The organism is Variovorax sp. P4_D9, assembly GCF_056401695.1.
This window is the reverse complement of the sequence record NZ_JBFUIU010000799.1, coordinates 1-4,012: the sequence shown is the minus strand read 5'-3', so window position 1 is coordinate 4,012 and position 4,012 is coordinate 1. Positions and strand designations below refer to the sequence as shown.

Genomic DNA, 4,012 nt, shown 5'->3' with positions numbered 1-4,012 from the left:
GCGGATAACCGACGATGAGGGACACCGGCTTTGTGGGCCACGTCGATCCTTGCGCCAGAACCGCGCCGGGGCCGAGTGTCGACATGACCGTACCGGCAGCAGCCATCTTGAGGATTGCGCGTCGTGATGTGAGTTTCATTTGACCTATCTCCGTTTAAGAATGTTCAGGCGCACAAGCGCCGATCAACGGCGTTGCTTAGAACGCGACGTTGTTGCCGCCCTTGAGCTGAAGAAGCTCGCGTGCGTCGTCGGGCGTGGCCACGGCCAGCGACATGCCCTCGAGAATCCCGCGCATGCGACGCACCTGATCGGCGTTGGTTCGCGCCAGTTGGCCAGGTCCGTCCCACAGCGAGTCCTCAAGGCCTACCCGCACGTGTCCACCCATGGCCGCGGATTGCGCGCCGATGGGCATCTGGCTGCGGCCAGCCGGCAGCACCGACCATTGATAGGCATCGCCGAACAGGCGGTCCGCCGTGCGGCGCATGTGAAGCACGTCTTCCGGGTGTCCGCCGATGCCGCCCAGGATGCCGAAGACCGACTGGATCAGGAACGGCGGCTTGATCAATCCGCGATCGATGAAGTGCGCGGCCGTGTAGAGGTGACCGATGTCATAGCACTCGATCTCGAAGCGGGTCCCGTTTTCGCTGCACGACTGCAGGATGTGCGCGATGTCGGTGAAGGTGTTCTTGAAGATGCGGTCATGGCTGCCCGACAGGTACGGCTCCTCCCAGTCGTACTTGAATTCCTTGAAGCGATYGAGCATCGGGAACAGCCCCATGTTCATCGAGCCCATGTTCAGCGACGCAACCTCCGGCTTGAATTCGTGCGCAGGGCGCAGCCGGTCTTCGATCGACATGGTCGGCGCCCCTCCGGTCGTGAGGTTGATGACGACGTTGCTCGCGGCCTTGATCTGAGGCAAGAACTGCTTGAAGAGCGCAGGGTCTTGCGAGGGGCTGCCGTCGATGGGGTTTCGTGCATGCAAGTGCACGATGGCCGCGCCTGCTTCGGCCGCTCCGATTGCCGATTCGGCAATCTGCTCGGGCGTGATCGGCAGATACGGTGACATCGAAGGCGTGTGAATCGCACCGGTAACGGCGCAGGTGATGATGACTTTGCGAGGCATGCTGTACTCCAAGTTGGTGATCGGTTCAGGCGGTCGGTGCAGTGCGCTTGTGTGCTGCCAGGGCCATCAGACGGCGGTCTCGCCAAGCCGAGCGCGTGCCGATGTCGCCGATGTCCAGTTCCTTTCGGCGCTCACTGTCGACGCGCGCTACCGTGTCATCGGCCCAGCTGAAGGGCTGTACGCCGACCATCGTTTCGCGGCATTGCGGGCCATAGCGCCTTGCGTAGTCCATGACACCGGCTGGCGCATTGAGGTCGATGGTCTCGAAGGGCCCCATGAACGACCAGCGCAAGGCGAGCCCGTCCTTGAGAACCTTGTCGATGTCCTCGGCGCTGGCCAGCCCCTGTTCGAACAGCGTGAAGCACTCGTTGAGCACCGCGGCTTGCACGCGGTTGAGCAAGAAGCCTGGAATTTCGCGCGACAACGAAACCGGTGTCTGACCGGCAGCCGCATAGAGCGCATGGGCGCGTTCCATCACTTTGGGATCGGTCCATGGGGCCGGGCACAGCTCCACCAATGGCACCAGATAGGGAGGGTTGGTTGGATGGCCGACAAGGCATCGCGCGCGTCCGGCCAAGTCGGAAGTGAAGGTCGACGCCGGAAGCCACGAGGTGGAGCTCGCGAGMACGGCGTCAGGCGGCGCCAGCGCGTCAAGCTGGGCAAAGATGGCGATCTTTGCTTCCACCGTCTCTCGGATGTTCTCCTGCACCATCACCACATCGCGCAGAGCGTCTGCCAGGTTCGGCTCGCAGCGGATCCGCGAAAGGACGTCTTGGGCGGGGTCGTTGAGCAGGCCAAATCCCGCCAGCTCGTGCAAGCGTTCCTCGATGTAGGCCAGGCTTCCTGCCATCGTTGCAGCGTCCGCGTCGTGCAGCCGCACCGGATGTCCCGCACGGGCAAACACGATCGCCCAGGCTCGGCCAATCAGGCCGGCGCCGATCACCGCCACCGGCTGGATGGACCGATCCGACGTAACTTGCGGCGCACTCACTTTGACAACTCCGGACTGCCGGGCAGCCGTGGGCACTGACCGCTGACGCAGAGCGCAGCCGAAGCGCGCGCGCTGGCCTTCTCGTTTGTGAGCGGCAAATAGCTGCGTGCTGGCGGCTTGTTGTTTGCGTCGCAAACGGCGCGGGTACTGACGACTGTTCGGGCCATGAAATGCTCCAGGTGGGTAGAGGGAGGCCAGGAAATCAACTAGACGCTGAGCTCTTCTGGCGTTGTGATCATATGATCTGTGATCACAGTAATTTGATGGTGGAAACCCTATAGTCTTGATCTGTGCTCAAAGATCACAACTTGCCGCCTATACTTGGGCATGGACCTTTCCTCCCTCGTCACGCCGCTGACCCGCCAGACCCTCCGGGGCGACGTCTACAAGCAGCTGAGCGAATTGCTGATGAGCGGTCGCGTGACGCCGGGCGAGCAGCTTTCGTTGCGTACGGTGGCAGAGGGCCTTGGGGTGAGCGTGATGCCGGTGCGGGAGGCGGTCAGTCGCTTGCTGTCGGAAAAAGCCCTCGAACTGCTTCCGAACCGGACCCTGCGTGTACCGACGATGTCAGTCAGCCAATTTCGCGAGATCACCGACATCCGGGTCAACCTCGAAGGCCTGGCCACAGCGCGCGCCGCCACCCTCGTCGATGACGCGGGCCTCCAGGAAATCGAGGCGGCGCACGGGCGCTTCTCTCGCGAAATTTCGTTGAAGCGTCCGGACGTATCGCAACTGGTCGCCCTCAACAAGGAACTCCATTTCGCGATCTACCGGCAGGCTGGCATGCCGATGCTCCTCGAGATGATCGAGTCACTGTGGCTGCGCATCGGGCCGATCGTGAATTACGACTTTCGATCGGGATCCGCGCGGGTCACGGAACACGTTTCGGCTGACCATCACGATCGGGTCATCGTTGCTCTGAAGAAAAGGGACGCCGCGGCCGCCAGCAAGGCTCTGGCCGGTGACATCCGTGGTGCCGCAGATTTCATCGTTTCGGCGGGTGTATTGGTGGGTGAAGATGCCGCAATGGACAAGTCGGCTCGACCTGTCTCCGCTCCCGCACCCGCCAGCGGGAATAAGCGGTCGCGCGCAGTCTCGACTCAAAGGCGCTCGAACGGGTAGTGGCAAGGCACCCGTGCGCCCCCGAAATGGTCCGCCTCTAGCAAACTACAGGCACTCGAAAGCTGCCTCAGACGGGACCTGCTCATGGCCGGATCCTGCCTCACGGCGGGTGGGTGTGCACGCGCTTCGCGTCGTCGCATCCGTGTAGGGCCTGAAGACTGCGCGTGATCTTTAGTCTGAGGCCTTGGCCTTGGGCTTGAAGATGTGCACGACCTCACCATGCCCGAGCATCTCCACCAGCTTGGCGATGCGCCTGGCACGCGTCTCCGGCTTGACCGCCGTCTGCACGCGCCATAGCACTGCGTAGCGGTTGGACGCACTGATCGTCGCGAAGAAGGCCTTCGCCTTGGGACTTGCCTCCAGCGCGGCCTGCAGGTCGTCCGGCACGCTGGACGTGCGCGCGCTGTCGTAGGCGTTGACCCAGCGGCCATCAGTCTTCGCGGCGTTGATTTGGGCCTGCCCCGCGGGCTGGATGCGTCCGGCCTCGATCAGCGCGGCGACCTTGTCCACATTGATCTTGGACCAGATGMTGCGTGCGCGCCGCGGCGTGAAGCGTTGCAGGAAGTGCTGGTCGTCGAGCCCTTTCTTCTGGCCGTCTATCCAGCCCCAGCACAGCGCGATCTCGACGGCCTCGGGGTAGGTAACACTGGGCTCGCCGGCGCCTTTCTTCGCGATCTTCAACCACAGCCCGTCCGACGTGGCGTGGTGCTTTTTCAGCCACGCGTCGAAGGCCTTCGCGGACTTGAAGAGGGTCGCAACGGTGTCGGGTTTCGTGC

5 protein-coding genes are annotated in these 4,012 nt (G+C 63.0%); 1 reads left to right on the top strand and 4 read right to left on the bottom strand.

The window, feature by feature from the left end; translation table 11 throughout:
- From AC1DY5_RS45505 to AC1DY5_RS45495, 3 genes are all read right to left on the bottom strand, one after another.
- Positions 1-139, bottom strand: a 139-nt coding sequence (locus AC1DY5_RS45505; RefSeq protein WP_478120976.1) for a twin-arginine translocation signal domain-containing protein, incomplete at its 3' end; no start/stop codon positions are given.
- 57 nt (positions 140-196) lie between these two features.
- Positions 197-1,123 (bottom strand): 3,5-dioxohexanoate:acetyl-CoA acetone transferase, encoded by a 927-nt coding sequence (gene kce / locus AC1DY5_RS45500; protein WP_478120975.1) that lies wholly within the window; start codon positions 1,121-1,123, stop codon positions 197-199.
- A 25-nt stretch (positions 1,124-1,148) separates the two neighbouring features.
- The gene (locus AC1DY5_RS45495; protein ID WP_478120974.1) at positions 1,149-2,114 is read right to left on the bottom strand and encodes a 3-hydroxyacyl-CoA dehydrogenase; all 966 of its coding nucleotides are present in this window, start codon (positions 2,112-2,114) and stop codon (positions 1,149-1,151) included.
- A 327-nt stretch (positions 2,115-2,441) separates the two neighbouring features.
- On the opposite strand from AC1DY5_RS45495, the gene AC1DY5_RS45490 reads away from it, so the two are divergent.
- Complete coding sequence (locus AC1DY5_RS45490; protein WP_478120973.1) at positions 2,442-3,236, top strand: GntR family transcriptional regulator; 795 nt, start codon at positions 2,442-2,444, stop codon at positions 3,234-3,236.
- A gap of 171 nt (positions 3,237-3,407) precedes the next feature.
- On the opposite strand, the gene AC1DY5_RS45485 is transcribed toward AC1DY5_RS45490, so the two are convergent.
- On the bottom strand, positions 3,408-4,012 hold a 605-nt coding region (locus tag AC1DY5_RS45485; RefSeq protein ID WP_478120972.1), incomplete at its 5' end, for a YdeI/OmpD-associated family protein.

Coding starts and splice junctions, on each gene's coding strand:
- AC1DY5_RS45490 (WP_478120973.1), top strand. CDS start 2,442: ATGGACCTTTCCTCCCTCGTCACGCCGCTGACCCGCCAGACCCTCCGG.